The 25849-nt window shown below is 68.1% G+C and carries 26 protein-coding genes and 1 tRNA gene; 13 read left to right on the top strand and 14 right to left on the bottom strand.

The features are described from left to right. Positions 1-138: 138 nt before the first annotated feature. The gene (gene cpdR / locus EDC22_RS00705) at positions 139-498 is read left to right on the top strand and encodes a cell cycle two-component system response regulator CpdR (protein ID WP_132804681.1); all 360 of its coding nucleotides are present in this window, start codon (positions 139-141) and stop codon (positions 496-498) included. Between the two features lie 84 nt (positions 499-582). On the opposite strand, the gene EDC22_RS00710 is transcribed toward cpdR, so the two are convergent. From EDC22_RS00710 to EDC22_RS00740, 7 genes are read right to left on the bottom strand one after another with little or no spacing between them, the layout of a single operon-like run. Then, entirely contained in the window at positions 583-1530 is a 948-nt protein-coding gene (locus EDC22_RS00710) for a lipid A biosynthesis lauroyl acyltransferase (RefSeq protein ID WP_245499568.1), read from the bottom strand. Positions 1531-1567: 37 nt separating this feature from the next. After that, positions 1568-2590 carry a zinc-binding dehydrogenase gene (locus EDC22_RS00715; RefSeq protein ID WP_132804683.1) on the bottom strand — a complete coding sequence of 341 codons (1023 nt, stop codon included), beginning with the start codon at positions 2588-2590 and terminating at the stop codon, positions 1568-1570. Positions 2591-2620: 30 nt separating this feature from the next. Further along, the gene (locus EDC22_RS00720; protein WP_132804684.1) at positions 2621-3394 is read right to left on the bottom strand and encodes an SDR family oxidoreductase; all 774 of its coding nucleotides are present in this window, start codon (positions 3392-3394) and stop codon (positions 2621-2623) included. Continuing rightward, entirely contained in the window at positions 3394-4680 is a 1287-nt protein-coding gene (locus EDC22_RS00725) for a beta-ketoacyl-ACP synthase (protein WP_132804685.1), read from the bottom strand. Before EDC22_RS00725 ends, EDC22_RS00720 begins: the two co-directional genes overlap by 1 nt. A 40-nt stretch (positions 4681-4720) precedes the next feature. After that, entirely contained in the window at positions 4721-5944 is a 1224-nt protein-coding gene (locus EDC22_RS00730; protein ID WP_132804686.1) for a beta-ketoacyl-ACP synthase, read from the bottom strand. Further along, complete coding sequence (locus EDC22_RS00735; RefSeq protein WP_132804687.1) at positions 5941-6408, bottom strand: 3-hydroxyacyl-ACP dehydratase FabZ family protein; 468 nt, start codon at positions 6406-6408, stop codon at positions 5941-5943. Before EDC22_RS00735 ends, EDC22_RS00730 begins: the two co-directional genes overlap by 4 nt. Positions 6409-6429: 21 nt before the next feature. Beyond that, positions 6430-6711: an acyl carrier protein gene (locus EDC22_RS00740; RefSeq protein ID WP_132804688.1), complete on the bottom strand. Its 282-nt coding sequence runs from the start codon at positions 6709-6711 to the stop codon at positions 6430-6432. A gap of 216 nt (positions 6712-6927) precedes the next feature. On the opposite strand from EDC22_RS00740, the gene EDC22_RS00745 reads away from it, so the two are divergent. The 5 genes from EDC22_RS00745 to EDC22_RS00765 all read left to right on the top strand — a co-directional run bounded on the left by EDC22_RS00745 (position 6928) and on the right by EDC22_RS00765 (position 9692). Next, positions 6928-7002 (top strand) — tRNA-Val (locus EDC22_RS00745). Between the two features lie 113 nt (positions 7003-7115). Then, positions 7116-7553 (top strand): YqaA family protein, encoded by a 438-nt coding sequence (locus EDC22_RS00750; RefSeq protein WP_425385501.1) that lies wholly within the window; start codon positions 7116-7118, stop codon positions 7551-7553. A gap of 192 nt (positions 7554-7745) precedes the next feature. Further along, a complete protein-coding gene (gene ykgO, locus EDC22_RS00755; protein ID WP_132804690.1) occupies positions 7746-7871 on the top strand; it encodes a type B 50S ribosomal protein L36 in 126 nt (41 codons plus the stop codon). 153 nt (positions 7872-8024) lie between these two features. Beyond that, complete coding sequence (locus EDC22_RS00760) at positions 8025-8600, top strand: tetratricopeptide repeat protein (RefSeq protein ID WP_165926735.1); 576 nt, start codon at positions 8025-8027, stop codon at positions 8598-8600. Between the two features lie 78 nt (positions 8601-8678). Beyond that, entirely contained in the window at positions 8679-9692 is a 1014-nt protein-coding gene (locus tag EDC22_RS00765) for an alpha/beta fold hydrolase (protein ID WP_132804692.1), read from the top strand. Here EDC22_RS00765 and pyk read toward each other — a convergent pair. The 4 genes from pyk to EDC22_RS00785 form a co-directional block, all read right to left on the bottom strand. Further along, positions 9679-11115, bottom strand: coding sequence for a pyruvate kinase (gene pyk, locus EDC22_RS00770; protein WP_132804693.1), 1437 nt, complete (start codon positions 11113-11115; stop codon positions 9679-9681). The genes EDC22_RS00765 and pyk overlap by 14 nt on opposite strands. Positions 11116-11274: 159 nt before the next feature. Further along, positions 11275-11754, bottom strand: a complete 480-nt coding sequence (locus EDC22_RS00775; protein ID WP_132804694.1) for a DUF1036 domain-containing protein — start codon at positions 11752-11754, stop codon at positions 11275-11277. Positions 11755-11797: 43 nt separating this feature from the next. Continuing rightward, a complete protein-coding gene (locus EDC22_RS00780; protein ID WP_132804695.1) occupies positions 11798-13096 on the bottom strand; it encodes a glycerate kinase type-2 family protein in 1299 nt (432 codons plus the stop codon). Continuing rightward, complete coding sequence (locus EDC22_RS00785) at positions 13093-14013, bottom strand: DMT family transporter (RefSeq protein ID WP_245499569.1); 921 nt, start codon at positions 14011-14013, stop codon at positions 13093-13095. Before EDC22_RS00785 ends, EDC22_RS00780 begins: the two co-directional genes overlap by 4 nt. A gap of 116 nt (positions 14014-14129) precedes the next feature. Here EDC22_RS00785 and EDC22_RS00790 point away from each other — a divergent pair, with 116 nt between their 5' ends. The 3 genes from EDC22_RS00790 to EDC22_RS00800 are packed head-to-tail and all read left to right on the top strand — an operon-like array spanning position 14130 to position 15593. After that, positions 14130-14957: an N-formylglutamate amidohydrolase gene (locus EDC22_RS00790; protein ID WP_132804696.1), complete on the top strand. Its 828-nt coding sequence runs from the start codon at positions 14130-14132 to the stop codon at positions 14955-14957. Between the two features lie 22 nt (positions 14958-14979). After that, on the top strand, positions 14980-15297 hold the full coding sequence (locus tag EDC22_RS00795) for a DUF1244 domain-containing protein (protein WP_132804697.1): 318 nt from the start codon (positions 14980-14982) through the stop codon (positions 15295-15297). A gap of 41 nt (positions 15298-15338) precedes the next feature. Next, positions 15339-15593: a DUF2312 domain-containing protein gene (locus tag EDC22_RS00800; protein WP_132804698.1), complete on the top strand. Its 255-nt coding sequence runs from the start codon at positions 15339-15341 to the stop codon at positions 15591-15593. Between the two features lie 121 nt (positions 15594-15714). On the opposite strand, the gene mepK is transcribed toward EDC22_RS00800, so the two are convergent. From mepK to EDC22_RS00815, 3 genes are all read right to left on the bottom strand, one after another. After that, positions 15715-17379, bottom strand: coding sequence for a peptidoglycan L,D-endopeptidase MepK (mepK, locus tag EDC22_RS00805; protein ID WP_132804699.1), 1665 nt, complete (start codon positions 17377-17379; stop codon positions 15715-15717). Positions 17380-17589: 210 nt separating this feature from the next. Beyond that, positions 17590-19575, bottom strand: coding sequence for a L,D-transpeptidase family protein (locus EDC22_RS00810; protein ID WP_132804700.1), 1986 nt, complete (start codon positions 19573-19575; stop codon positions 17590-17592). Positions 19576-19693: 118 nt separating this feature from the next. After that, on the bottom strand, positions 19694-21202 hold the full coding sequence (locus EDC22_RS00815) for a sigma-54-dependent transcriptional regulator (RefSeq protein WP_132804701.1): 1509 nt from the start codon (positions 21200-21202) through the stop codon (positions 19694-19696). 216 nt (positions 21203-21418) lie between these two features. Here EDC22_RS00815 and EDC22_RS00820 point away from each other — a divergent pair, with 216 nt between their 5' ends. From EDC22_RS00820 to EDC22_RS00830, 4 genes are read left to right on the top strand one after another with little or no spacing between them, the layout of a single operon-like run. Beyond that, positions 21419-23251 carry a M3 family oligoendopeptidase gene (locus EDC22_RS00820; protein ID WP_245499570.1) on the top strand — a complete coding sequence of 611 codons (1833 nt, stop codon included), beginning with the start codon at positions 21419-21421 and terminating at the stop codon, positions 23249-23251. A 3-nt stretch (positions 23252-23254) separates the two neighbouring features. Next, entirely contained in the window at positions 23255-23431 is a 177-nt protein-coding gene (locus EDC22_RS17840) for a hypothetical protein (RefSeq protein ID WP_165926736.1), read from the top strand. A gap of 17 nt (positions 23432-23448) precedes the next feature. Next, positions 23449-24357, top strand: coding sequence for a heme-dependent oxidative N-demethylase family protein (locus EDC22_RS00825; protein WP_132804703.1), 909 nt, complete (start codon positions 23449-23451; stop codon positions 24355-24357). A 33-nt stretch (positions 24358-24390) separates the two neighbouring features. After that, complete coding sequence (locus EDC22_RS00830) at positions 24391-25767, top strand: ABC1 kinase family protein (protein ID WP_132804704.1); 1377 nt, start codon at positions 24391-24393, stop codon at positions 25765-25767. The last annotated feature ends 82 nt before the right edge of the window (positions 25768-25849 follow it).

Raw genomic sequence — 25849 nt, forward strand, 5'->3', positions numbered from 1 at the left:
CCTGGCGCTGTCCATGCCGGGCTGCTTCGCCGCCTGGCCGGCTTGTCCACACGGCGGCGCGGATTGGTGAAATCTTTACATCGACTGCTATTATCTCGCGCCGAGGGATCATCGACTTCAATCCGGGGGCTGCCGCCGATGAGCAAGATTCTCCTTGCCGAGGACGACCACGACATGCGCCGATTCCTGGTGCGCGCGCTGGAGAATGCCGGCTACGAGGTCGTCTCCTTCGACAACGGGCTCAGTGCCTACGACCGGCTGCGGGAGGAATCGTTCACGCTGCTGCTGACAGACATCGTCATGCCGGAGATGGACGGCATCGAGCTGGCGCGGCGTGCGACCGAACTCGATCCCGATCTCAAGGTCATGTTCATCACTGGCTTCGCAGCGGTCGCCCTCAATCCGGACTCGAATGCGCCGAAGAACGCCAAGGTGCTGTCGAAGCCCTTCCACCTGCGCGACCTCGTCAATCAGGTCGAACGCCTGCTGGCGGCGTGAGGCCGCGCGCGACCGCCGAGGCAGGACGGGCCGGTCCTGCCGGGATGGGACGCGGCCGGAGTCGTCGAATCCCCGGCTAAGCGTTCACATCCGCCAGCGGTTGTGCAGCCAGAGCCACTGGCCGGGGTGTTCGCGCACCCAACCCTCGACAATCCCGTTGATCACTTCCATCGCCTTCTCGGCATCGATCAGGCCATCGGCGTCGCGCGGCAGGTCGATCTCGTCGGTGAGGTCGAGGCGGAAGCGGTTGTTCGGCAGGCGCACAACCCTGACGCCGTGCACCGGGCAGTCGAATCGACGCGCGAGGCGGCCGAGGATCGGATTGGTCGGGGCGGGGCGGCCGAAGAAGTTGATTCTCAACCCCTTGGTCAACCGCTGGTCGACCAGGAGCCCGAGATGCCCCCCCTTGGCGAGAACATTCGACATGGCGAAGGCAACCGCCTGTCCCGATCCCGCCGCAAGCAGTTCGCCCATGGTGCCGCGGCGGATCTTCAGCAGGCGCTGCGCGACATAGGCGTTGTTCGGCGTGCGGTAGACGGCAGTGACCGGCAGGCCGTGGCGCGCGGCGCAGACCGCCGGCAGCTCCCAGTTGCCGAGATGGGCCGTGAAGATGATCGCCGGCCGGTCGTCGTCGCGCAGGCGGTAGAAATTGTCGATCCCGGTCGCCTCGATGCGGCCGGGCGGCTTCGTCTCGTCGAAATCCCAGATCTCGTCGAGATGCGGATATTCCGCCGCGGTGCGGCCGAGATTGTCCCAGACCTCGGCAAGGATCGCCTTGAGCTCCGCCTCGTCCTTCTCGGGGAAGGCGTGACGCAGGTTGTCCATGCCGACCCGGTTGACCGGCAGGAGCGGCCCGAAGGTGCGGGCGATCCAGCCACCCATGTTGCTTGCACGGTCCGGCCCGAGCAGTCGGACCACCCGGAACAGGCCGATCGCAATCGTGGCGACGATCCAGTCCACCACTGGCCCGAGGATGCGGCCAATCCGCCATTTCAGGAGGAACAGGCGGCGTTGCAGCGGTGTCATCTGCATCGTCCCGTCCCGGTCCGCTACCGTGCCCGCCCGCCGCTCAGAGGCGCACCACGATCTTGCCGAACACCTTGCGGCTTTCGAGCCGGTCGAGGCCGACGGCGAAATCGGAGATGTCGAGTTCGGTGTCAATCACCGGCAGGATCCCGGCCGCCATCTTGTCGAGGCTTTCGGCCATGTTGCGCATCGAGGAGCCGAACGAACCGAACAATTTGAGCTGCTGCTGGAATAGCTGATAGAGGTTGATCTGGGTGGTGACTCCCGATGTCGACCCGCAGGTGACAAGGCGCCCGCCGCGTTTCAGCGACAGCATCGACCCTGCGAAGGTGTCCGGTCCGACATGCTCGAACACGACGTCGACGCCCTTCTTGGCCGTGAGCTTGCGGGTCACGTGCTCGAACCGCTCCTTGCGGTAGTTGATGACGTGATCGGCGCCGAGCGCCTTTGCCTTCTCCGCTTTCTCGTCGTCGCCGACGGTGGTGATGACGGTCGCTCCGATCGCCTTCGACATGCGGATCGCCGCCGTGCCGATGCCCGATCCGCCGGCGTGGACGAGAATCGTCTCGTCGCCCTGCAGCCTGGCATTGTCGAACAGCATGTGCTGAACCGTGCCGAATGTGATGGGCGCGCAGGCCGCATCGATCCAGCTGATGCCTGGCGGCACCGGCACGGTCAGCCGCGCCTGGGTGTTGAGCAGGTCGCGGGCGAAGCCGTCGACGTGGAAGCCCATGATGCCGGCGACATTCTCACACAGATTGTCGCGGCCCTCGCGGCAGGCACGGCAGCTGCCGCAGGTGAGCGCGCCATAGAGCGCCACCTGGTCGCCGACAGCGCGGTTGGTCACGTCCGCTCCGACGGCGACGATCTCGCCGGCCGCCTCGGCGCCGACCACGAGCGGCAGCTTGCGCTTCGCGAAGGCCATGCCGCGCCAGCCCCAGACGTCAATATGGTTGAGCGCCACCGCGCGGATCCGGACCTGGACCTCGCCGGGTCCGGGTGGTGGCGGGTCCGGCTGTTCGATCAGATCGAGAGTGCGGTCGGAAACGAGCGTGAGGGCGCGCATCGGAAGCCTTCGGTGTCGCGGATCGGGCAGTCAGCGATGCACCGGCATCGCTGCGGTGAGGCCGCCGTCCACCGGGACGACGGCACCGGTGATATAGCTTGCTGCCGGCGACAGGAGGAAGGGCACGATGGCCGCGATCTCGTGCGGCGTGGCGAATCTGCCGACCGGGATCTGGCCTTCCATCTTCTGCCGGTAGTCGGCATAGGGCGCCATCATGTCGGTGTCGATGAAGCCGGGCGCGATGTAGTTCACGGTGACGCCGCGCTTTGCCGTCTCCATCGCCAGGGTGCGGGTGTAACCGAGGATCGCCGCCTTGGAGGCGGCATAGGCAGCATTGCCGATGCTGCCGCGCAGCGCCACGACCGAGCCGACCACGACGATGCGCCCGGCCCGCGCCCGCGTCATCCGCCGAACCACCCCTCCGGCGAGGCGGGTGAGCGACCAGAAGTTGACCTGCATGCACTGCTCGGCGCGGGCCTGATCCATCACCGCCGCGAGGCTGTCATAGGGCAGGCCGGCATTGTGGACAAAGCCGTAGAACGGCGCCTCGTCGTCGAGTGCTGCGACGAAGCCCTCGACCGCAGTGCGGCTCGCGAGATCGAGCGGCCTGGCCTCGATCGCGGCCTGCGGGTACGCCGCGGCGAGCTCGGCGACCAGCGCCTCGGCGGGCGCAGCCGAGGCGTTGTAGGTGAACAGGACGTCGTAGCCTTCCCCGGCGAGCGTCTCGACGATGGCGCGGCCGAGGCCGCGGGCGCCGCCGGTAACGAGGACCCGACGGCGTGCGCTCGTGTCCGCCGCCGCCATCAGGCCGGCTCTCCGGCGAACACCAGACAGACATTCTGGCCGCCGAAACCGAAGGAATTCGACATCGCACGCCTGACCCTGGCATCGCGGGCGACGTTCGGCACCACGTCGAGCGGAATCGCCGGGTCGGGGATGGTGTAGTTGATGGTCGGTGGCACTCGGCCCTCGGCGATGGTCATCAGGGTGAACACTGCCTCCACCGCGCCGGCAGCCGAAAGGGTATGCCCGATCATCGACTTGTTGGAAGAGATCAGCACGTCCTTCGCCCGGTCCGCGAACACGGTCTGAACGCCAAGGCATTCCATCTTGTCGTTCTCCGGCGTGCCGGTGCCGTGGGCGTTGATGTAATCGATATCCGCGGGCGTCACGCCGGCATCGTCCAGGGCTGCCGTGATGCAGCCGACGATGGTGTGGCCGTCCGGGTTGGAGCGGGTGCGGTGGAAGGAATCCGCGCATTCTCCCGCGCCCTCGACGACGCCGAGGATACGGGCGCCACGCGCCCTGGCATGCGCAAGGCTTTCCAGAACCAGCGCCCCGGCGCCTTCCGCCATGACGAAGCCGTCGCGGTTCTTGGAGAATGGCTTGGCGGCGGCCTCCGGCGGATCGTTCTGGGTCGACAGCGCGGACAGCAGCGAGAAGCGGATCAGCGCCTCGGCCTGGATCGAGCCGTCGGTGCCGACCGACACCGCCGCATCCGCCTCGCCGCGGCGGATCGCCTCGACGGCAAGCTGGATCGCGGTTGCGCCGGAGGCGCAGGCGGTCGACAGCGAGATCGGCGAGCCCTTGGTGCCGAACCGGTCGGCGAGCGTCTCGGCGACTCCGCCGAACAGGAAGCGACGATGCAGATCGGGCCGGCCGCGATGCGCCGCTTCGAGCAGGACGTGATAATCGTACGGGCCGTCGTGTGGCACGGAACGGGCGAGTTCCTCCCGCTGCGGCCACTCCATCTCGACCGGCGCCACCGCCAGGAACAGTGGTCCCGGGAAATCCCCGGCAGAGCCGATTGCGGCCTGCTCGATCGCTTCCTCCATCGCCATCTCGGCCAACCGCTCGGAGAGCGCCGGCGCACAGAACGGCTCGACGGAGACGAAGTCGATGGTCCCGCCGATGGTGGTCCGCAGGCCGTCGACCGGAAACCGGCTGATGCGGTGGATGCCGGACATGCCGGCGGTCAGCGCCTTCCAGTTGTCGTCGCGACCGCGTCCAAGCGATGTGACGAGCCCCATGCCGGTGACGACCACCACAGGCCGTCCCTTGCTGTCGAGATACCTGCCATTGCCGCTCATGCAGCGTGCTCCCGATTGGCCCGGCCCGAACCGGCCGTCGCTAGCCGGCCGGAGCGACGAGCGCCATGCCTTCGCCGCGCCAGTGGCCCCACTGGGTCACCAGGACCCGATCGATCGGAGCCGAGCCATCCGCCTCGCAGCCGCTGTCATCGAGCGGGGCAAAGAGCATTCCGTGTGACACGGCCAGCGCGGCGAGCGCCACGAGTGCGGGAAACTGAGCCTCGAGGCCATGGCCGATGATCGAACCGACTGCCCTGATCGGAATGTGGTTATCCGCGTGCCTGAGGCTGGTCAAGAAGACCTGCTCCTCGCTGGTGGCGGGCTGTGCTCCAGTCGCGCCGCTGAACACGGCAAGACGTTCACCGCCGGTCAGGCCGGACACGAGCTCGTCGAACTGTCGCCGTGCGATGGCGGTCGCCTCTCCCGGGCCGCGCCGGCAGCGGCCGGCCCTGACGCCGTCGAGGCGCGCGACCGGCGTGGCGCCGCGCTGGGCCGCATGGGCGGGGGATTCCAGCACGAGGAAGGCTCCCATCGAGCCGGTGACCAGGCCCCCGCCGCGCGACAGGCGCTGCCAGACCGGCAGCCAGTCCTCGCGCCAAAGATAGTTGCCCAGCTCGAACAGCAGCAACATGTCGAGCCGCTCGGCATTGTAGGAGCCGCCGACGAGGCAGATCTCGCTCTGACCGGACGCGACGCGGGCATGGGCGGTCCGGACCGCGTCGATGCCGGCTGATTCCTCGCCCATGAAGGTGCGTGAGGAGCCGGTCACCTTGTGGACGATGGAGATGTTGCCGGCGAGCAGGTTGGGCAGCTGGGCCAGAAACAGCGTCGGCCTGAGATCACTCGACAGCCGCTCGTTGATCAGCCGGCCCGGATCGCTGGCGGCGAGAATATCGGTCAGGAGCGCGCTGTCGACGGCGATGTCGCGCTCACCGCCGCCGGCGGCGACGATCATGTCGGTCCGCGACAAGATGTCGGTCCGATCCTTTATGCCGGCATTGTCGAGCGCCATGCCGGCGGCATAGGTGCCGATCCGCTGCCAGGCCTCCATCTGACGCTGGTCGCCGCGCTTGGGGATCTGTCGGTCGAAATCGAGCTGGACGAGCGGATGCACCGGATAGGGGGCGAACCGCTCGCGGTCGACCACCGGTCTCGGTCCACCGTCGGCCTTCAGCGCGGCCCAGTGCTGATCGAGCCCCTCGCCGAGCGACGAGACGAGCCCGATCCCCGTGATCAGAACGTCGCGGTGCGGGGCTTCGCTCATCCCAGCAGCTCTCGCGGATAGCCGAGGCGGGTTGCGTTCTCGAGCATCATCTGCCGGAAGTCGGGGGTGGGAAACGGCATCACGCGAAACGTCAGCCTGGACTCGCAGATCGGCTTGCCGGCGCGCTTCACCTTCACCGAGGTCATCGCGAAGCCTGAGCCGTCATGCTCCAGCATGGCCTCGATGTCGAGTACGTCGCCGGGCTCGACGAAGGCACGGAACTTCGCCTCGCGCACCCCGGCCAGGAACGGCATCCGGTCGAAGCGGTTGGCGGTGAGCACCGCATAGCCAGAGGTCTGTGCCATCGATTCGACGAGCAGCACGCCTGGCATCAGCGGGTGTCCGGGGAAGTGCCCCTCGAAGATCGTGCTCTCGGTCGGGACCTGCGCCTCGGCGCGCAGCCGACCCTCGGAGGGCCAGACCTCGACGATGCGATCAATCAGCTGGAAGTATTCGATCCGCATGCGGGTCGGTGCCGGCCTCGGTCAGGCGGTCTTCGCGGCGATCAGCTCGTCGATCCGGTCGCACAGGTTCTTCAGGACGAAGTACTGCTCGGCCGACGCCTTGCCCTCGTTGACCTCCTGGGTCCACTGCTCGAAGGGCATCTTGATGCCGAAGGCCTTGTCGATGGCAAAGGCGACGTCGAGGAAATCGAGGCTGTCGATTCCCAGATCGTCGATGACGTGGCTGTCTGGCTTGATGTCGTCACGCGGAATGTCGCACGTTTCGGATATGATGTCGGCGACCGTGTCGAAGGTGGACGACATGAGTACTCTCCAATGGTGGTCGGCGGCTGGGCCCAGAACAACAGGCAAATGCGGTCGCCGCCGCACCCCGCGGCCGGCCGGCGCCTCTTGAGGTTTGCCCGATCTAAACGAGGCGGACGCCGAGTGCAACGGTCTGACGACACGCGCTTGCGCCCGGCGCCGGCACCGGCTATATGCCAGAACCGTTCGCCGGCCACCAGACCCGCGCCGGACGACGGGCGCGTAGCTCAGCGGGAGAGCACTACGTTGACATCGTAGGGGTCGCTGGTTCAATCCCAGCCGCGCCCACCATTCGCCGGATTGATGCCAGGCAGGACCCCGTCTCAAGGCTGCGTCATCGGCGAGACTGATCCCGAACCGCAGCGTGATCGGCCCGGACGGCTGCGCGCGCGATGATCGTGGCCGTGGAAGATCTCGTCTCGCTGTTGGGGCTGTTCGTCGTCGCCCTCGTCGCGGCCACCCTGCTCCCCGCCCAATCGGAGGTCGCGCTGGCTGGCTTGCTGGCCGCGGGCGACCAGCCTGTCGTCGCGCCGGTGATCATGGCGACCGCCGGCAACGTCGTCGGATCGACCCTCAACTGGCTGCTCGGCCGCGGGATCGAGCAGTTCCGCAATCGGCGCTGGTTCCCCGTGAGCGAGCGCGCACTGCAGCGGGCCATAGGCTGGTATGGCCGATGGGGCCGCTGGAGCCTGTTGCTGAGCTGGGTGCCCGTGGTCGGCGATCCGCTGACCCTTGCCGCCGGCGTCCTGCGCGAGCCGTTCTGGAGCTTTCTCGCGCTTGTCACGGTCGCGAAGGCCGGACGATACATGGTCGTGACCGCCGCCACTCTGGGTGTCCTGTGACGACGGTGATCCCGATCCGGGCCGGGTGCTGCCGTCCGGCGTCGGGTTGGCCCGGCCCCGAGGCCGCGTTGACAGGCACGGGGGGCGCCGGTATGGTCCGCGGGAAATTCGGGATCGGCCGTCGCGGCCGGTCTTTTTCGTTTGTCAGTACCTGCGCGGCGCGGCTTCGCGCACCGACTCCGGATCAGGACGATGAAGATCAGGAACTCGCTCAAGTCCCTCATCAAGCGGCACCGCGGCAACCGCATCGTACGTCGCAAGGGACGCGTGTACATCATCAACAAGACCAACCGCCGCTACAAGGCGCGACAGGGCTGAAGCGGCAGGCATGTCCTAGGTAGCCTGCCGGACGGTCGATCACGACGTCGGGAGGCGTCTTCGCCGGGCATTGACCCGCCGTTGGCGCTGCCCCATGCTTGCGCCATGCCCTCGACGTTCACACGCTGCTGTCCGCGCCTCGGCGCAGCCCGCGTGGCCGCTGGCCTGATAGGCGCTCTCCTCCTGTCGGCGTCGGTCTCGGCCGAACCTGAGACGACCGGGCCCGGCATCTCCGCTCCCGTCAGCCCCGCAGACATCGCCGAGACCTTGCTCGACCAGCTCGCCGCTGCCGAGGACGAGGCGACGGCAAGGGCGCTCGAGACGCGCGTGCGCGAAATCTGGCAGCGCTCCGGGAGCGACACCGCCGACCTGCTGCTCGGGCGCGCGGGAAGCGCGTTCGAGCGCGAGGACTATGCCCGCGCCCTGCAGTATCTCGATACCATCGTGGCGCTTCGCCCCGACTTCGTCGAGGCCTGGAACATGCGGGCGACCGTCTACTACATGCTCGACGAGTACGACCTGTCGATGTCCGACATCGAACGGGTGCTGAGCCTCCAGCCCCGTCACTTCGGTGCGCTGAGCGGCCTCGGGATGATCTTCCGCGAACTCAATCAGCCCCGCGAGGCGCTCGAAGCGTTCCGCAGGGCATTGGCAGTCAATCCATTCCTCGAAAACGCCCGAACGTCTGTCGATCGGCTCGAGGTCGAGGTGGAGGGACGGCCGATCTGACGCCCCTCCGGGCATTGTCGGGCCGATGGACCTTGGCATAGTCTCCTTGCCGACACTGCTGGCGGATGGGTTTCCCATATGCGCATGATCCTCGCCGGGATTGCGGCAGTCGCGGTGCTGCTTGCTGGGTTCTGGATCTATACGGCGATCCGTGCCGACAGCGTTGCCGCCGAGTTTGCACCGATCGGAAAGTTCGTCCGCATCGATGACGTTTCGTTGCACTATGTCGACGCCGGTGTGTCGGACGGTCCGGCCGTCGTGCTGCTGCACGGGGCATCGAGCAATCTGCGCGATCCGATGCTCGCGCTCGGCGACCGGCTGTCCGGCCGCTACCGGGTCGTGGCCGTGGACCGGCCTGGCAGTGGATGGAGCAGCCGCGGCAAGAACCCCGATGTCGCGCTGGCGTCAGTGCAGGCCGAGTACATCGTCGGGCTGCTCGACGCGCTCGGTATCGACCGCGCGATCTTCGTGGCGCATTCCTGGAGCGGCGCCCTGGCGCTGGAACTGGCGCTCGATCATCCGGAGCGGACGGCGGGCCTGGTGCTGATTGCGCCGGTCTCGCATCCCTGGCCAGGCGGCATCAGCTGGTACTACACGACGGCGACGCTGCCCGGCATCGGCTGGGTGTTCGTCCGACTGCTGCCGTTGCCGCTCGGCGAGATGATGCTGGACGGCCTTGTCGCGGCGGCCTTCGAGCCGCAGACGCCGCCGCCGGACTATCCCAGGCGCGCCGGTGTCGAGCTGGTCCTGCGGCCGGAGGCGTTTCGTGCAAATGCCCAGGACGTCGTGCGTCTGCTGGATTTCGTGACAGCGCAATCGCCGCGCTATGGCGAGGTCGCCGTACCGACGTCGATCCTGGTCGGCAATGCCGACAGGATCGTCTCGCCTCGCTTCCACAGCCGGTTGCTGGCCGAGCAGATTCCGGGAGCCAAGCTGATCACCTTCGACAAGGTCGGGCACATGGTCCATCACGCCGCGCCCGAAGCGGTGGCCGCGGAGGTCGACAGGGTCGCGGCAGCGGCGGCCGCCGGCGGCGGGCAGCGACCGGCCGATGACGGGCGGAGGCCGGCGGTAGAGGCTAGACCCCGCTGAGGCTCTCGCCACCGACGAAGGCGATCCGCAGCATGTTGGTGGCGCCCGGAGTTCCGAACGGAACGCCGGCGGTGATGATGATGCGCTGGCCGGGGCGGGCGAAGCCTTCCTGGTAGGCGATGCGGCAAGCGCGGTCGACCATGTCTGTCTCGTCGCGGGCATCCTCGGTCAGCACGCAGTGGAGGCCCCACACCAGCGCCAGGCGCCGTGCCGTCGCGGTGCTGGGCGTCAGGGCGACGATGGGTCGGTTCGGTCGTTCGCGGGCAGCGCGCAGGCCGGTCGCGCCTGACGAGGTATAGCAGACGATCGCCGGCAGGTTCAGCGTCGCGGCGACCTCGCGGGCCGCCGAACTGATCGCGTCGGGTCCGGTCGGCTCCGGGTCGGTGCGCTGGGCATGGATGATGTTGGGATAGTTGGGGTCGGCCTCCACCTTCTCGGCGATGCGGCTCATGGTGGCGACAGCCTCGACCGGATACTTGCCGACCGCCGATTCCGCCGAGAGCATGATCGCATCGGCGCCTTCGAAGACGGCGGTGGCGACGTCGGAGACCTCGGCACGGGTGGGAACCGGCGCAGCGATCATCGATTCCAGCATCTGCGTCGCCACGACCACCGGCCGGCCGGCGCGGCGGCAGGCCCGGGTGATCTGCTTCTGCACGCCCGGAACCGCCTCCAGCGGCATCTCCACGCCGAGATCACCGCGCGCCACCATCAGTCCATCGGCCATCTCGATGATCTCCGCCAGCCGCTCGACGGCCGAAGGCTTCTCGATCTTGGCCATCACATAGGCGCGGCCGCGGACCATCTTGCGGGCCTCCGCCAGGTCCTCGGGCCGCTGCACGAAGGACAGCGCCACCCAGTCGATGTCGAGATTGAGGGCAGCCTCGAGATCGGATCTGTCCTTGTCGGTCATCGCGCCGAACGGCAGCACCGTGTCGGGCAGGCTCACCCCCTTCTTGTTCGACAGCCTGCCGCCGACCTCGACCTCGCAGTCGATACGCTTCGGCACCGCCTCGACCACCTTCAACCGGATGCGGCCGTCGTCGAGCAGGATCCGGTGCCCAGGCTCGACGGCCCGGAAGACGGGCGGATGCGGCAGGTAGACCCGATGCACGTCGCCGGCCTTGCGGGTGGTGTCGAGCGCGAAGCGCGCGCCGGCGGCGAGATCGACGGCGCCATCGGCGAAATCGCCTATCCTCAGCTTCGGACCCTGCAGGTCGATCAGGATGCCGATCGGCCGGCCGAGCTCCGCCTCAACTTCGCGGATGCGTCCGTGCAGCGTCTTCAACAGCGCATGCGAGGTATGGCTCATGTTGATCCGGAACACATCGACGCCCGCCTCGAACAATGCCCGGATGCGTTCCGGGCTCGAGGACGCGGGACCGAGCGTGGCCAGAATCTTCGCGAAGCGCCGACGTCTCATCTCAATCCCGCCCTGTCCCCTTGCGCCGGTTCGAAGCCCTGTTGTGCGACAGCTCGTGCGGCCACGGAAGCCCGTGCCCCCGGAAACCGTTACCGAGCCGCTGAAATAGTCTTATGACGAATCGGAGAGATCGGCCACAGGCCGCGTCCGCCGCCGCGATCAGTCGCCGCCAGTGCCGTCCGAGGCCAGATTCGGATCCTGCAGCTGAACCGTCCAGCTCGACTGTTCGTGCGTGTCGATCTCGAAGAAGCCGGTGCGCTGGTAGCCGCGTTCCTCGCAGCGCTCGATGCCGCGGATCGTGAACATCTGATCCTGGGTGCACATGTAGGCCTCGCCGGCCCACTCGCCGCCGTGGTCGTAGTCGATCGCGTAGATGTAATAGTATCGCGACGCCAGGTTGCCGCGCAGGATCGTCTCGCAGGTGTTCGGGCCGACGTTCCACCAGCCCTCGGTCGCCCAGCCTTTCTCGTCCTTGTAGCCGATCGACAGGCCGATGCGGCCGGGTGTGGTGTTGCAGACGCGGAAATCCGCCTCGGCCTCGGCGGAGGCGCCAGCGAGCAGGCAGGCAGCGACCGCGATGGCCGCCAGAAGCCGCAGGGTACCGGTGGTGTGCCGTCGGATCGTTGTCGAACGTATCATTACGCCGTTGATCACGCGCCTTGCCCCGGCGCGGAAGTTGGTCTCAACCCTCGCGCCTGTCAACGATGACGGCGCGCAGATCGTTGACGTTGGTGTAGGTCGGACCGGGCACCAAGAGATCGCCGAGCGCCTCGAAGAACCCGGTCGAATCGTTGTTGTCCAGATATGCGGCAGGATCGAGGCCGCGGGCTGCCGCCCGTCGCAACGTGTCAGGCGTGACCATCGCGCCGGCCGGATCGCTCGCCGCGCCGCCGCCGCCATCGGTCCCATCGGTATCGCCGGCAATGCCCCAGATGCCGGGAGCGCCGCCGAGCGCGATGGCCAGCGACAGAGCGAACTCCTGGTTCGGGCCGCCGCGTCCGCTGCCGCGCAGAGTAACCGTTGCCTCGCCGCCCGAAATGAGAGCCGTCCGGCGACCCTCGGCGGCGAGCCGCAGCGCGTGGGCCGCGTGGGTGGCGCCCAGTTCGCGCGCCTCGTCCTCGAGGTCGCAGCCGAGGACGAGTGTCTCGAAGCCCAGCGAGCGGGCAGCCGACTCCGCCGCCGCCACGGCCATCGCCGGGGTCGCGACCAGCCGGTATTCTGCCGTCGACAGGCGCGGATCGCCTGGCTTCGGGGTCTCGTTGCGCGGATCGAGGAGGGCGGCGGCGACGCCCGGATCGGGATCGATCCGGTAGCGGTCGAGCACCTCCCTCGCCTCCTCCAGGCTGGTCGGATCGGCAACGGTCGGGCCCGATGCGATCGCGGCCGGATCGTCATGCGCGACGTCCGAAATCGCCAGCGTCAGCACCGGCGCCGGCCAGGCAGCGGCGGCGAGGCGGCCGCCCTTGATCCGTGACAGATGCCGGCGGACCGTGTTGATCTCGCCAATCCGCGCGCCGGAGCGGAGCAGGGCGCGGGTGAGGGCCTGCTTGGCCGCCAGTCTCACCCCGTCCGTCGGAGCGATCCAAAGGGCAGAGCCGCCGCCGGACAGCAGCACCAGCACGAGGTCGTCGGGACCGGCGCTGCGGGCGAGCGATAGCGCCTCGCCCGTCGCCGCCACGCCGGCATCGTCCGGCACCGGGTGGCCGGCCTCACGCATCCGGATGAGCCTGGTCGGACGGCCGTAGCCGTAGCGGGCGACAGCGGTGCCGACGAGACGATTCGCCGGCAGGCCGAGATCGTCGAGATAATGGCGCTCGGCGGCCACGGCCATGCTGCCTGCTGCCTTGCCGGCGGCAAGCAGGACGATCCGCCCCTTCGGCGGCGGTGGCAGGTGCGGCGGCAGACAGGTGTCGGGATGGGCGGAATCGACCGCCGCATCATAGAGTGCGCGCAGGGCGGCACGGAGATCGGGTGTCGTCATGCTCGGGCCGATCTGCGCGGGCGGCGCGGGCGGGCGATCCAGATTCCGGCGAAGATCGCCGCGCTGCCAAGCGCCTGCAGCCAGGTCAGATGCTCGCTGAGCACCAGCCAGCCGAACAGCGCGGCGGCGACGCCTTCGAGGAGGATCACCACCGAGGAGAATGCGGCGGGCAGCGTGCCAAGTGCCACCGCCAGCAGACCCTGGCCGCCGACGTGACTGACCAGGGCCAGCGCCGCCAGCATCATGACGCCGGTCATCGACGAGGGAAACAGCGTCGGCTCCAGGACGAGTGCGATTACCAGCAGGATCGCGGCCGTGACGCAGGATGACTGGAAGATCAGCCGGCCCGCGCCATAGTGCCGTCGCGCCGGCCGCACCGCGAGGATGTAGGCGCCAAAGAAGGCCGCGGTGATCAGACCGTAGGCATCGCCGAGCAGATGGGAGGGTGCGAAGCTGTAGCTCGATCCTAGCAGGAAGCCGGCGCCGACGACACCGAGGCCGAGACCGAGCACGACCTCGCGTCCGACCGCCTCACGCAGCACCAGCCAGGACCCCGCCACGACCATCACCGGGGCAAGCGCGGCAAGGAAGGTCGCATTGGCCACCGTGGTGTTCATGATGGCGAGGTGCCAGAAGAACAGGTCGCCAGCGAACAAGGCACCGACAACCACGACGCTGCGGCCGAACCAGGGCGCATCGGCCGCCGTGCTGCGCGCGTCGAACTGCATCCACGCGTAGAGCGCGGGCAGCGCCAGCGCCACCCGCCAGAACGCGCTGGCAAAGGGACCGACCTCGGCAAGGCGCACGAAGACCGGCGAAATCCCCATGGCGAACGCGCCGAGGACCAGCGCGCCGAAGGCGAGGGCGGCGGCTCTGCCGTCCTGTGTCCCGACGTCGGTTTCCGCCATTCCGCTCATGCCATCTCCGCCGTCCGCGCATTGCCGGAGCCCGCACATTGCCGTCGGCCGCGCTATGTCCTAGAAGAGCGCACTCCATAGGACAACGCGCCGTTTCCGTCACGCAGATTCGCCAGATGCCTCAAGCCGTAGAGCGCCGCCCCGACACGGCGGCGCAAACAGCGCCGACGGAGCCGACACTGGCGTACGAGACGATCCCGGGCGATCCGGCAACCGGCTGGCTGCTGGTGTGCGACCATGCCAGCAATTGGATACCGGAGCGCTATGCGGGCCTTGGCCTGCCGCCGGAGGAGCTTGAGCGCCATATCGCATACGACATCGGCGCGGAGGGTGTGACCCGGCGGCTGGCTGCGCGGCTGGGTGCACCGGCGGTGATGTCGCGATTCTCGCGACTGCTGATTGATCCGAACCGCGGCGACGACGATCCGACACTGGTGATGCGGCTGTCGGATGGTGCAGTCGTGCCGGGCAACGCCCGCATCGACGCGGTTGAGCGGAACTATCGCATCAGGACGTTCTACGATCCCTACCACCGGGCGGTGACGGCGGCGATCGACGCCGCACTTGCCGCCGGCCATCCGCCCGCGATCGTATCCATCCACAGCTTCACGCCGTTCTGGCGCGGCGTGCGCCGGCCCTGGGAGATCGGCATCCTGTGGGACGAGGATCCGCGTCTGGCGGTGCCGATGATCGAGCTGCTGCGTGCCGACCGGTCGCTGACGGTGGGCGACAACGAGCCCTATTCCGGACGCCTCAAGGGCGACACGATGTATCGCCATGCGACGCTGCGCGGCCTTGCCCATGCGCTCATCGAATACCGGCAGGACCTGATCGCCGATGCCGAGGGCCAGGCGCACTGGGCGGCGCGGACGGCAGCGGTGCTCGAACGTCTTGCCGGACGCGAGGGGCTGCACGACATACGACCCAGAGCATCCGCGCAGTAGGCCGCGGCAGATGGAGCGTGCGATGAGCGAGATCGACGAGACGGTTCGAACCGAGCTCGAGGCGGCGGCGTTCCGCAGGCTGGTCGAGCATCTCAGGGCGCGGCCGGACGTGCAGAACATCGACCTCATGAACCTGGCCGGGTTCTGCCGGAACTGCCTGTCGAACTGGTATCGCGAGGCCGCCGAGGCACGGGGTCTCCAGATCGACCGGGAGGCGAGCCGCGAGATCATCTACGGAATGCCTTACGCCGAGTGGAAGGCGAAGTATCAGACCGAGGCGAGCGCGGATCAGCAGGCTGCCTTTGCCCGCAGCCAAGCGGCAAGCCACAAGGATCACTGACGGCCGCCGTGGCGGCCATTGCAATTGGAACGGAGGGATGAATGAGCGAGGTCGAGGCCGTCGCACGCGACCAGTTGCGTTCGATCGTTCAGAGGATCGAACGGCTGGAGGAAGAGAAGAAGGCGCTCGCCGACGATATCCGTGACGTGTATGCCGAGGCGAAGGCCAACGGCTTCGACACCAAGGCGTTGCGCACGGTGGTCCGCCTGCGCAAGCAGGACGCGGCGGAACGCCAGGAGCATGAGGCGATCCTGGCGACCTATATGGTGGCGCTTGGCATGGTCGCTGGCGAATAGCGCCGCGGCGGCCGGCAGCACGACATCGGCAAGAATAAGGGCGGCCCGCAGGCCGCCCTTTCTGTTGGCACCCTTTTTGTTGGCACCCTTTTTGTTGGCAAGGACTGTCGCGACCGGGCCGTCAGTGCAGCCGGGTCGGCGGGGCGAGGACCGGCAGCGGTAGCGGCAGCGCCGCCACCACGAAGCGGCGGGTCGGTACCGGCGCGACCGCCTGTCCGACGAACCGCCGGGCGGGAACGGCCATTGCGGCGGGATCGCCGAAGCGGTTCTCGATGACCGGTGCAGTGAGGGCGGTCAGGCTGCCGAGGTCGGTCTGGTCAGGGTGGCGCAGCGTGACGAAGACGGAATCGCGCAGGCAGGTGCCAGCGGCCAGGTAGGGCCGCATCGCCGCGGGTCTGTGGTCGATCGCCACCAGCACCGGCCGCCCGGAGGGAATCGTCTCGATGCCGGTGAAGGTCGTGGCGAAGGGCGCCAGGTCTGGTGTGCCGGTCGCGGCGAGCGCGGTCGCTGCGCCTGTCGATCCGGTCTGGATATCGCCCGCCGTGGACTCGACCAGCGCGGTGAGCTGGCCTGCGCCGAGATCGGGCGGCGTCGGGCGCTCGCGCGGCAGCATGGCGATTGCCACCGGCAGCGGGTTGGCGGGCGCTTCGAGGACCGGCTTGGCCATCGGCAGCGGGGCAGTGGCGCCGATCGGGGCCGCGGCCGCAACGGCTACCGCCACGGGCGCCGGTGCGTCAGGCCGCAGTCGCGGCAGCGGCACGTCGGCAAGGATCGCCGCAGGGGCAGGGAGCGCCGCCGACATTGGCGGCGCCACCGGCTCACGTGCTGTTTCGGCGGGCTGCACCGAAGCCAGCACCACGGGCACCTGCGGGAGGGGCGCCCGCGGGACCGGCGCGGGAACGGGCGCCGCAGGGACCGGTGCGGCGCTGCCGGTCGAGGCAGCCGCCGGTGTACGCGTGGCAGCGGCGGCTTCCTCGTCGCCGTCCTCGCCGGATTCGAACAGCGCGGCGAACAGGTTCCTGCCGCCGCTACGCGAGGAACCGGCCGCCAAGGCCGCCGCCTGAGCGATCGGCACCGAGGGATCGAGGCGAGGGAAGTTCATCACCATCTGCTGGCGACCGTTCGAGGTCACCGCCGCGGTCCGCGTCGCGGCGCTTCGCGACAGTTCCGCCACGGCCTGGTTGTAGCCGGGCATCGGCTTGCCGTCCGAGGGGATGTGGACCGTCTTGCCATCCGGGAACAGCTTGGCGAGCTGCTGGCGCGTCATGCGCGGCCAGTGACGCGGATTGCCGGTGTCCAGATGGACAAAGGGCGATCCGGAGGTCGGATAATAGCCGACGCCACCGCGCTGGTACTTCAGCGCGGTCTCACGCAGCGTCTGCAATGGCACGTCGGGGAGGTAGAAGTCGAGCGCGCGGCCGGACATGTGCAGGCTCGACTGGGCGACGCCGCTCGAGCGGGAGCGAAGCGTGGCGTTGGTCACCGGCGAACGGTAGCCGGACAGGACGTGGATCGGCGCCTTCGAGCCGACCGCCTGCCGCACCTCCCAGATCAGATCGAGCAGCGCCGGATCCATCGTCGTGGACTCGTTGCGGCGCCAGTCGCGCAGGATGTAGTTGATCTTCTTGAGGCCTTCGGCGTCGTACCGGCCGTTGCGCTTGAACGTCACGGTCAGCGTCTCGCCGGTGTGGATCTGCTTGAAGGACAGCGTCCTGTCCTGCGCATGGGCCGGAGCGACGACCATCGTCACCGCCGCGACACTGGCCACCAGGGCAATTGCACGCACGAATCGACGCGCAGTCCCCGCCCCCGTTGGATTGCTGTCCCTCAATGTACCCCGCCCGAGGTTGCGTCTCTCGTACCGGCCGCGACACCCCCCAGGTGGACCGACCGGCAGATCATCGGCCTGAATGGTTAAGCCGATGTTACGAACTCTGTTATGGTCTGATCATGGCGTATTTTTGCCGGATCGCCAAATTTCTGCCTGCGCACGTTCTCAACTGCCAAGCCCCAGGCCAGTCTTCATCGTCTGGTCATGCCCGTAGATGTCCGGTCGCTTCTGGACTTCGCCAGCCTCGTCGACCCACACCGTGAAATAGGTTAGGTGCACCGGAACGTGCTTGCGCAGCGGCAGCGAGCCGTTCTCGCCGCCCGCGATCAGCCGCTTGATGCGCTCGCCGTTGAGCTGCTCCTCGCCGGCCAGCAGCGCGTCGGCGAAGGCGACCGGCTGGTCAACCCGCACACAGCCGTGGCTGAAGGCGCGGACCGAGCGGTTGAACAGCGTCCGCGTCGGGGTGTCGTGCAGGTAGACGGCATGCTTGTTGGGGAACATGAACTTGACCCGCCCGAGCGCGTTCGCCTCGCCCGGCGGCTGACGGAACCGGAACGGCATGGTCTCTGCGTTCCACTGGCTCCAGTCGATCGAGCGCGGATCGACGATCTGCTCCTGCGGGCCGCCGGTGTAGATCACCTGCAGGCCCCGCCGCTCGAAGAAGCCCGGATCCCTGAGGATCTCCGGCATCATCTCCTTGGCGGCGATCGAGCGCGGCACGTTCCAGTAGGGATTGACGTCGACGTACTGGATGGCGTCGGAGAAGATCGGCGTCTGGTTCTTCGGCGTGCCGACGATGACGCGGGTCTCGAAGCTCACCCGACCGCCGTTCATCACCCGCAGACGGTATTCGGGAATGTTCACCCAGACATGCAGTTCGCCCATGTCGCGCGGCAGCCAGCGCCAGCGCTCCATGTTGACGAGCACGTCGGCGACGGTGACCTCGGCGCCGCCATTCAGCCCGATCAGGGTCTGCGGACCGACGACGCCGTCCACCTCCAGCGTCGCGCGCTGCTGGAACGCCTTCACGGCCTCCACCGTCGCCTCGTCATAGACGAGCGCCGCCTCGCCCTCCACCGGCTGGAGGCCGAGCCGGCGACGCAGCAGCGGCACACGCTCGTCGCTCATGCCGGGCTTGATCGACGGCCCATCCGGGATCGTCAGCGTGGTGGTTGAGGCCGTGTGGTCGCGTAGCTCGGCCAGCAGCCGTTGCAAGGCAGCAAAACCGGGATGCGGCGGGTTGAAGCCTTCCAGATAGGCGACCTTGTCGCTTGCCTCGGCGAGCCCAGTGAGCACCTGGGCGGGATCGGGACGCGTCGGCCTGGCGGTGACCAGATCGCCCAACGCGGTGGGCGGCATGATGCCACCCTGAGCGTCGGCGGCGAACTTCAGCGCGGCCCGGGTCAGGGCAATCTCGGCTTCCGCCAGTGCGGCCGGTGTGGCAGGCGCGGCGATGCCGATATCGAGGGGCGGAAGATCGTAGCGGGCCGGGTCGAGGCCGTAGGCATCGGCGCGCGCAAGACGGTGGATGACGGCGCGGCCGCTGCCGGTGAACCGGCCGCCGGCGAGCCACAGCGGGGTGTAGCCGCGCCGGTCATAGAAGGTTGCCACGACGGCGAGCGGGTCCTTGGCCTTGCCCTTTGTCGGCGCCAGCAGCTCCTTCAGCGCGACACTGGTCGGATCGGGCGTCGGCAGGGCGGACGGCTCGGCCGAGGCGGCCGGTCCGGCCGCGGCCACAGGTGGTTCCGGATCGCCGGCCGCTGCAGCTTCGGGGGCGGCTGCCGGGGGCTCGGCAGGGGCAAAATCGGCGAAGGTCGGCTCCTCGTCCCGTGTGGTGCGGAGGGCGGCAGTCGACGGCAAGGCGGGCGGCAGGACCGGCGTCTCGCCCTCGATGAATTCGCCCGGGGATCCGGACAGCGCGTCATTGTCCTGAGGCTCGCCGGCCGGCACTGCAGCCGGGCGCTCCGGGGCGGGTCGGGCTGGCCGCGCCTGGCGCGGCGGTTGTGCGGGCGCGCCGGGGGCGATGGCCGGTGCGGTCAGGGGAGCCGGCTGCAGGACGACGTCGACCTCGCGCGCAGCACTGGCCGTGCCGCAGAGCAGCGGGACGGAGGCAAGGGCCAGTCCCACGAGACCCAGGCGACGCACGATCACAAAACGCGTCTGATTCGCTCCGCGCATCCTGCACATTCCGCAGAGGTAGTCGAATTCTGCCGGCGATGCCAGCGTCGTGGCCGGTTGCTGCGACCGTTCGCGGCTGCAGGGCCGCGGACTACTCGGCAGCGTCGAGCTCCAGCTCCTTCATCCTCCGGTACAGTGTCGAGCGACCGATGCCGAGCTTGCGAGCAACTTCGCTCATGCGGCCCCGATAATGCTCGAGGGCGAAACGAATGAGATCAGCCTCGATTTCCTCCAGCGGCCTGACGTCGCCGTCCTCCGACAGGAGCGGAACGGCCGGCACGGGCGGCGGCGCGTAGACGGGCTCGGCCGGGGCCGTCGCCACCGGGGCGGCGGCATCGGCGGCGGCCTGGGCCGGTTCGGGCGCAGGATCGAAGGTGCGGACCGGATGCGGGCGTGGCCTCGACACGTCGATCTCGTCGATCTGGGCGACGATCTGCGGGAAGTGGTCGACATCGAGCTCCGGTGTGTCGGCGAGCACCACCGCACGGAACACGACGTTCTCGAGCTGCCGGACATTGCCTGGCCAGCTGTAGCGCTGCAGCAGGGCCAGCGCCTCGGGCGTGATCGTCTCGATCTTCTTGCCTTCCTCGGCGCTGAACCGCGTCAGGAAATGGCGGGCGAGCAATGGCACATCCTCGCGGCGCTCGCGCAGCGGCGGCACCAGGATCGGGAACACGTTCAGCCGGTAGTAGAGATCCTCGCGGAACCTGCCGAACCGGACCAGGTCGATCATCGAACGGTTGGTGGCCGAGATCAGCCGGATGTCGACCTTCACCGGGCGACGGGCGCCGACCGGGTCTACTTCGCCCTCCTGCAGGGCGCGCAGCAGCTTGACCTGCGCCCCGGGGGGCAGTTCGCCGACCTCGTCGAGGAACAGGGTGCCGCCATCGGCCTCGACGAACTTGCCGATGCGCCTGTCGGTCGCACCGGTGAAGGCGCCCTTCTCATGGCCAAACAGCGTCGATTCCACCAGGTTCTCGGGGATCGCGCCGCAGTTGACCGCGACGAACGGCTTGCCGGCGCGGCCGCTGGAACCCTGAATTGCGCGCGCGATGAGTTCCTTGCCGACACCCGACTCGCCTTCGATGATGATCGGGATATTGGAGCTTGCCGCGCGCTCCCCGAGCGAGATCACCCGCTGCATCGCCGGTGAGCGCGTGATGATGTCGCGGAAGGTCAGCGTCCCCTCGATGCGGCGCTTGATGCGGGCGATCTCGCCCTCGAGCGCATTCACCTTCAGTGCATTGCGGATCGAGATCTCGAGGCGCTCGGGACTGACCGGCTTGACGAAGAAATCGACCGCGCCGGCCCGCACCGCACTGACCACGGTGTCGATGCCGCCATGGGCGGTCTGCACGATCACCGGACGGTAGATGCCATCCTTGCGCATCCTCTCCAGCGTGCCCATCCCGTCGAGATCGGGCATCACCAGGTCGAGGATGACCAGCACGATCTCCTCGGACCGCGGCCCCGTGAGTGACTGAATGGCGGCGTCGCCGGTCTCCGCGCTGATCGGCTCGAAGCCGAACCGCGTCACCGCCCCTTCCAGGATCCGTCGCTGGACCGGGTCGTCATCGACGATCAGGATGCATTCTGCCATGTCTACTCCGGGCCGAAGGCCACCTGTGGTCGGTGGGGCCAGTTGCCCGGCATTGTCGAGAGGCTGGGTAAAGGGTGCCTTAAGCCGATCTAACACATTCGCCGATCGCAATCCGCCGGCCGGGCTTCCTTGCGGCGGCCGGACCGGTCGGTAATATCGCGGCGATCGCTAAGGCCGGTCGTCGGGCCGGACGCCATGTCGCGGAGGAGACACTTGATGCGGGTATGCAGTACCGCTGCGGCGGCAGGCGCGGGCGACGAGTCACCGGATCTGGGGCCGTTGCCGGTCTGGGACCTCACCGACCTCTATCCGTCAATGGATGCTCCCGAGGTGCAGGCCGACCTGGAGCGGGCGCTGGCCGATTCGAGGGCGTTCGAAGCGAAATGGAAGGGCCGGCTCGCGGAAACGCTGGCCGGTGACGGTGGCGCCGAGCGGTTGGCCGGTGCGGTGCGCGAGCTGGAGGCGCTGCAGGATCTGATCGGACGGATCGTCTCCTATGCCGGGCTGCAGCATGCCCTGGACGTCTCCGACCCGAAGCGGGCGAAGTTCTATGGCGACGTGCGGGAGAAGATCACCAATGCCAGCGTGCATCTGCTGTTCTTCCCGCTCGAGCTCAACCGCCTTGACGACGGCGCTCTGGAACGGGCGATGGAGAATCCCGCGCTCGGCCATTACCGACCCTGGATCGAGGAGGTGCGCAAGGAGAAGCCCTACCAGCTCGACGACAGGCTGGAGCAGTTGTTCCACGAGAAGTCGATCACCGGGCGGGCTGCCTGGACCCGGCTGTTCGACGAGACCATGGCCTCGCTCCGCTTCGTCGTGGACGGTCGGGAGCTGACGCTCGAGCCCACGCTTAACCTGCTGCAGGACAGTGACGAGTCGAAGCGGCGCAAGGGTGCCGAAGCGCTGATCGCGACGTTCAGCAGACATCTGCCGACCTTCGCGCTGATCACCAACACGCTGGCCAAGGACAAGGAGATATCCGACCGCTGGCGCGGCTTCGAGGATGTCGCGGATTCTCGCCACCTTGCCAACCGCGTCGAGCGCGAGGTGGTCGAGGCGCTGGTCGAAAGCGTGCGTGGGGCCTATCCGAGGCTGTCGCACCGCTACTATGCGCTCAAGGCGCGCTGGTTCGGCAAGGACAGGCTCGAGTTCTGGGATCGCAATGCGCCGCTGCCCCGCGTCGCCCAGAAGACCTATCGCTGGGAGCAGGCACGGCAGACGGTGATGGGCGCCTATGCCGACTTCTCGCCGGAAATGGCGCGGATCGCCGAGCCGTTCTTCGAGAAGGGCTGGATCGACGCGCCGGTGAAGCCCGGCAAGTCGCCCGGTGCCTTCGCGCATCCGACCGTCCCCAGCGCCCACCCCTACGTGCTGCTCAATTACATGGGCCGGCCGCGTGACGTGATGACGCTGGCGCACGAGCTCGGTCATGGCGTGCACCAGGTGCTGGCCGCGCCGCAGGGGCCGCTGATGGCCCCGACTCCGCTGACGCTGGCCGAGACGGCGAGCGTGTTCGGCGAGATGCTGACCTTCCGCCGGCTCCTGTCGGAGACCGCTGACCCGAAGGCGCGCAAGGCGCTGCTCGCCGCCAAGGCGGAGGGCATGATCAACACGGTGGTGCGGCAGATTGCCTTCTACGTGTTCGAGCGGCGTATCCATATCGCCCGCCGCGAGGGCGAGCTGACGGTCGAGGACATCTCGACGATCTGGCGGGAGGTGCAGGCCGAGAGCCTCGGGCCGGCGATCCGGCTCGGCGAGGGGTACGAAACCTTCTGGTGCTACGTGCCGCACTTCATCCATTCACCGTTCTACGTCTATGCCTATGCCTTCGGCGACTGCCTGGTGAATTCGCTCTACGCCATCTACGAGAGGAGCGCCGAGGGCTTTGCCGAGAAGTATTTCGACATGCTCAGGGCCGGCGGCACCAAACATCACTCCGAGCTGCTGGCACCCTTCGGCCTCGATGCCCGCGACCCGGATTTCTGGCGCATGGGCCTCGGCGTCATCGAACGGCTGATCGACGAACTCGAGGCGATGGAGGACTGACCCGTGCCGATCCTGCTGATCCTGATCCTCGCGCTGATCATCGCCCAGGTCGGATTCTGGAACACGCTCGGCTCGATCCTCGGAGCGATCGCGATGATCGTGCTCCTCATGGTGCTTGCCGCCGCCGCGTTGGCGCTTCTCGGAATGATCCTGTACGGGCGGACGCGCAGACGCTTCTGAGATGTCCGAGGCGCCCGGTGGAACTCGCCCACACCCCCTATGACGGCTCGCGGCAGCCCTTCTCGATCGGGCTGAAGCCGCTCGATCTTGCGGACTGGATCGAGCCGGACGAGCACCTTGCCGCCCATCTCGACGAGAAGGAACGGCTGTTGGCCGAGCGCCGCAACGTCGTGTTCCGCGAGGAGGTCGAGACGCGCACGGCGCAGGGCGAGGTGCTGACGCTTCTGGCAAACCATCTGACCACACGCTTTCCGGACCTCTACCGACGCCGGGATGCGGCCATCGACGTCGTCCCGGCAGGGCGGAGCGTCGATCTGGAGGACGATCTGCCGCCGCTGCTGACCGCCTCGCGGCTGGTGCAGGAGGATCTCTGCCTGATGCGGGCGTCGCCGGCGGGCTACCGGCTGGTCGCAGCGAGCCTGTGCTTTCCCTCCGCATGGTCGCTTGCGGAAAAGTTTGCCCGGCCGATGAGCGAGATCCACAAGGCCGTGCCGCACTATGCCGAGCGGCTCGGGGCGCGCGTCGACCGCATCTTCGACAATCTGAAGGTCGATCAGCCGGTCTGGCGGCTCAACTGGTCGATCTACGCCGATGACGACCTGCATCATCCGGAGTCCAAGGAGCGGCCACGCGACTGGTTCGCAGGGGAGGGTATGCCGCGGGCATTCATCCGGATCGAGCGGCAGACCCTCAGGCGTCTGCCGGCTTCGGGCGACATCCTGTTCACCATCAAGGTGCATGTCGATCCGTTCGAGGCGTTCCGCCGTCATCCCGACGGCGCCCGGCTGGCGGCCGGACTGAAGGCCCAGATTCTGTCGCTTGACGAAGCGCAGCTGAGCTACAAGGCCTTGCTTTCCGATCGCGACCGCATCGTCGCCGCCCTCGATGCGATTGCGGCATCGCCTGCGGCGATCGGCGCGGGGTGACCTTTCCCGCCCTGAGGCCCATATGATCGTCGCATGAGCGGCCAGGACAGCGAACGCAACCGGTTCACCGCCCGAGCGCGGCGCTATGCGCGCGTCGGTACCAATGTCGGCCCGATCGCAGCCAAGGTCGCCGGCCGCCGTCTGTTCGGCCGTACCGGCGACCGCGAGAAGGGTGCCCTCGAACTGGCTGCCGCACTCGGTGGGCTGAAGGGACCGATCATGAAGGTGGCACAGCTAATCGCCACCATCCCCGATGCACTTCCGGCCGAATATGCCGTGGAGCTCGCCAAGCTGCAGAGCCAGGCGCCGCCGATGGGCTGGAGCTTCGTCAAGCGCCGCATGGCGGCCGAACTTGGCGGCGACTGGCAGGATCAGTTCGCTGCGTTCGAGCGCGAGGCGGCGGCCTCGGCCTCGCTCGGCCAGGTGCATCGCGCCACCGCGCGCGACGGCACGCGGCTCGCCTGCAAGCTCCAGTACCCGGACATGCAGTCGGCGGTGGAGGCCGATCTCGCCCAGCTCGAGATGCTGTTCGCGATCCATCGGCGGATGGATCCGGCAATCGACACCCGCGACATGGGCACCGAGATCGCCGCGCGCATCCGCGAGGAACTCGACTATCTGCGCGAGGCGGCGCACATGCGGCTCTACCGGGACATCCTTGCCGGCGAGACCCTGATCCGCGTCCCCGAGGTGCGGGCCGAGCTGACGACGCAGCGGCTGCTGACCATGACCTGGCTGGACGGCTCGCCGATGCTCGCCCACAAGGAGGCCGGCCTTGAGGTCCGCAACCGTCTTGCCACGGCGATGTTCCGGGCCTGGTGGTATCCGTTCAGCCATTACGGCGTGATCCACGGCGATCCGCACCTCGGCAACTACACCGTGTTCGAGGAAGCGGGCCAGCCCGCGGGCATCAACCTGCTCGACTATGGCTGCATCCGCGTGTTCCCGCCCGCCTTCGTCGGTGGCGTGGTCGATCTCTACGAGGGGCTGAGGCAGGACGATCCCGCCCGGGTGGTGCATGCCTACGAGACATGGGGATTCAAGGGGCTCACGAAGGATCTGATCGAGATCCTCAACATCTGGGCGCGGTTCATCTACGGGCCGCTGCTCGAGGACCGGGTGCGCAGGATCGCCGAGGGAGTCTCGGCGGCCGAATATGGGCGCAAGCAGGCATTCGAGGTGCACAAGGGGCTGAAGGAGAAGGGGCCGGTTCGCGTGCCGCGCGAATTCGTGTTCATGGACCGGGCCGCGATCGGCCTCGGCGCGGTCTTCATTCACCTGCGCGCCGAACTGAACTTTCACCGGCTGTTCAACGAGACGATCGAGAGGTTCGATCTCGCCGCCGTCGGTGCGCGGCAGGCTCGTGTGCTTGCGGCGGCCGGTGTGCCGGCGGATGCGGGTACGCGTTGAGCCGCGCGCGTCCGGCGCCTGTCCGGACGTGCAGGTTCCGACAGCGCGGCGGACTCTCGGCCTGGCGCATCCGGCGGGCGCT

Origin of the sequence: Tepidamorphus gemmatus (assembly GCF_004346195.1) — a bacterium.
Taxonomy (GTDB): Bacteria; Pseudomonadota; Alphaproteobacteria; order Rhizobiales; family Tepidamorphaceae; genus Tepidamorphus; species Tepidamorphus gemmatus.

Bases quoted from the DNA above. Each gene is read 5' to 3' on its own strand.
- EDC22_RS00775 (WP_132804694.1), bottom strand. From the start codon at position 11,754: ATGATACGTTCGACAACGATCCGACGGCACACCACCGGTACCCTGCGG.
- EDC22_RS00795 (WP_132804697.1), top strand. From the start codon at position 14,980: ATGAGCGAGATCGACGAGACGGTTCGAACCGAGCTCGAGGCGGCGGCG.
- EDC22_RS00735 (WP_132804687.1), bottom strand. From the start codon at position 6,408: ATGCGGATCGAATACTTCCAGCTGATTGATCGCATCGTCGAGGTCTGG.
- EDC22_RS00725 (WP_132804685.1), bottom strand. From the start codon at position 4,680: ATGAGCGGCAATGGCAGGTATCTCGACAGCAAGGGACGGCCTGTGGTG.
- EDC22_RS00780 (WP_132804695.1), bottom strand. From the start codon at position 13,096: ATGACGACACCCGATCTCCGTGCCGCCCTGCGCGCACTCTATGATGCG.
- EDC22_RS00785 (WP_245499569.1), bottom strand. From the start codon at position 14,013: ATGAGCGGAATGGCGGAAACCGACGTCGGGACACAGGACGGCAGAGCC.
- EDC22_RS00730 (WP_132804686.1), bottom strand. From the start codon at position 5,944: ATGAGCGAAGCCCCGCACCGCGACGTTCTGATCACGGGGATCGGGCTC.
- ykgO (WP_132804690.1), top strand. From the start codon at position 7,746: ATGAAGATCAGGAACTCGCTCAAGTCCCTCATCAAGCGGCACCGCGGC.
- EDC22_RS00710 (WP_245499568.1), bottom strand. From the start codon at position 1,530: ATGCAGATGACACCGCTGCAACGCCGCCTGTTCCTCCTGAAATGGCGG.
- pyk (WP_132804693.1), bottom strand. From the start codon at position 11,115: ATGAGACGTCGGCGCTTCGCGAAGATTCTGGCCACGCTCGGTCCCGCG.
- cpdR (WP_132804681.1), top strand. From the start codon at position 139: ATGAGCAAGATTCTCCTTGCCGAGGACGACCACGACATGCGCCGATTC.
- EDC22_RS00740 (WP_132804688.1), bottom strand. From the start codon at position 6,711: ATGTCGTCCACCTTCGACACGGTCGCCGACATCATATCCGAAACGTGC.
- EDC22_RS00800 (WP_132804698.1), top strand. From the start codon at position 15,339: ATGAGCGAGGTCGAGGCCGTCGCACGCGACCAGTTGCGTTCGATCGTT.
- EDC22_RS00830 (WP_132804704.1), top strand. From the start codon at position 24,391: ATGAGCGGCCAGGACAGCGAACGCAACCGGTTCACCGCCCGAGCGCGG.
- EDC22_RS00815 (WP_132804701.1), bottom strand. From the start codon at position 21,202: ATGGCAGAATGCATCCTGATCGTCGATGACGACCCGGTCCAGCGACGG.
- EDC22_RS00715 (WP_132804683.1), bottom strand. From the start codon at position 2,590: ATGCGCGCCCTCACGCTCGTTTCCGACCGCACTCTCGATCTGATCGAA.
- EDC22_RS00790 (WP_132804696.1), top strand. From the start codon at position 14,130: ATGCCTCAAGCCGTAGAGCGCCGCCCCGACACGGCGGCGCAAACAGCG.
- EDC22_RS00820 (WP_245499570.1), top strand. From the start codon at position 21,419: ATGCGGGTATGCAGTACCGCTGCGGCGGCAGGCGCGGGCGACGAGTCA.
- EDC22_RS00765 (WP_132804692.1), top strand. From the start codon at position 8,679: ATGCGCATGATCCTCGCCGGGATTGCGGCAGTCGCGGTGCTGCTTGCT.
- EDC22_RS00720 (WP_132804684.1), bottom strand. From the start codon at position 3,394: ATGGCGGCGGCGGACACGAGCGCACGCCGTCGGGTCCTCGTTACCGGC.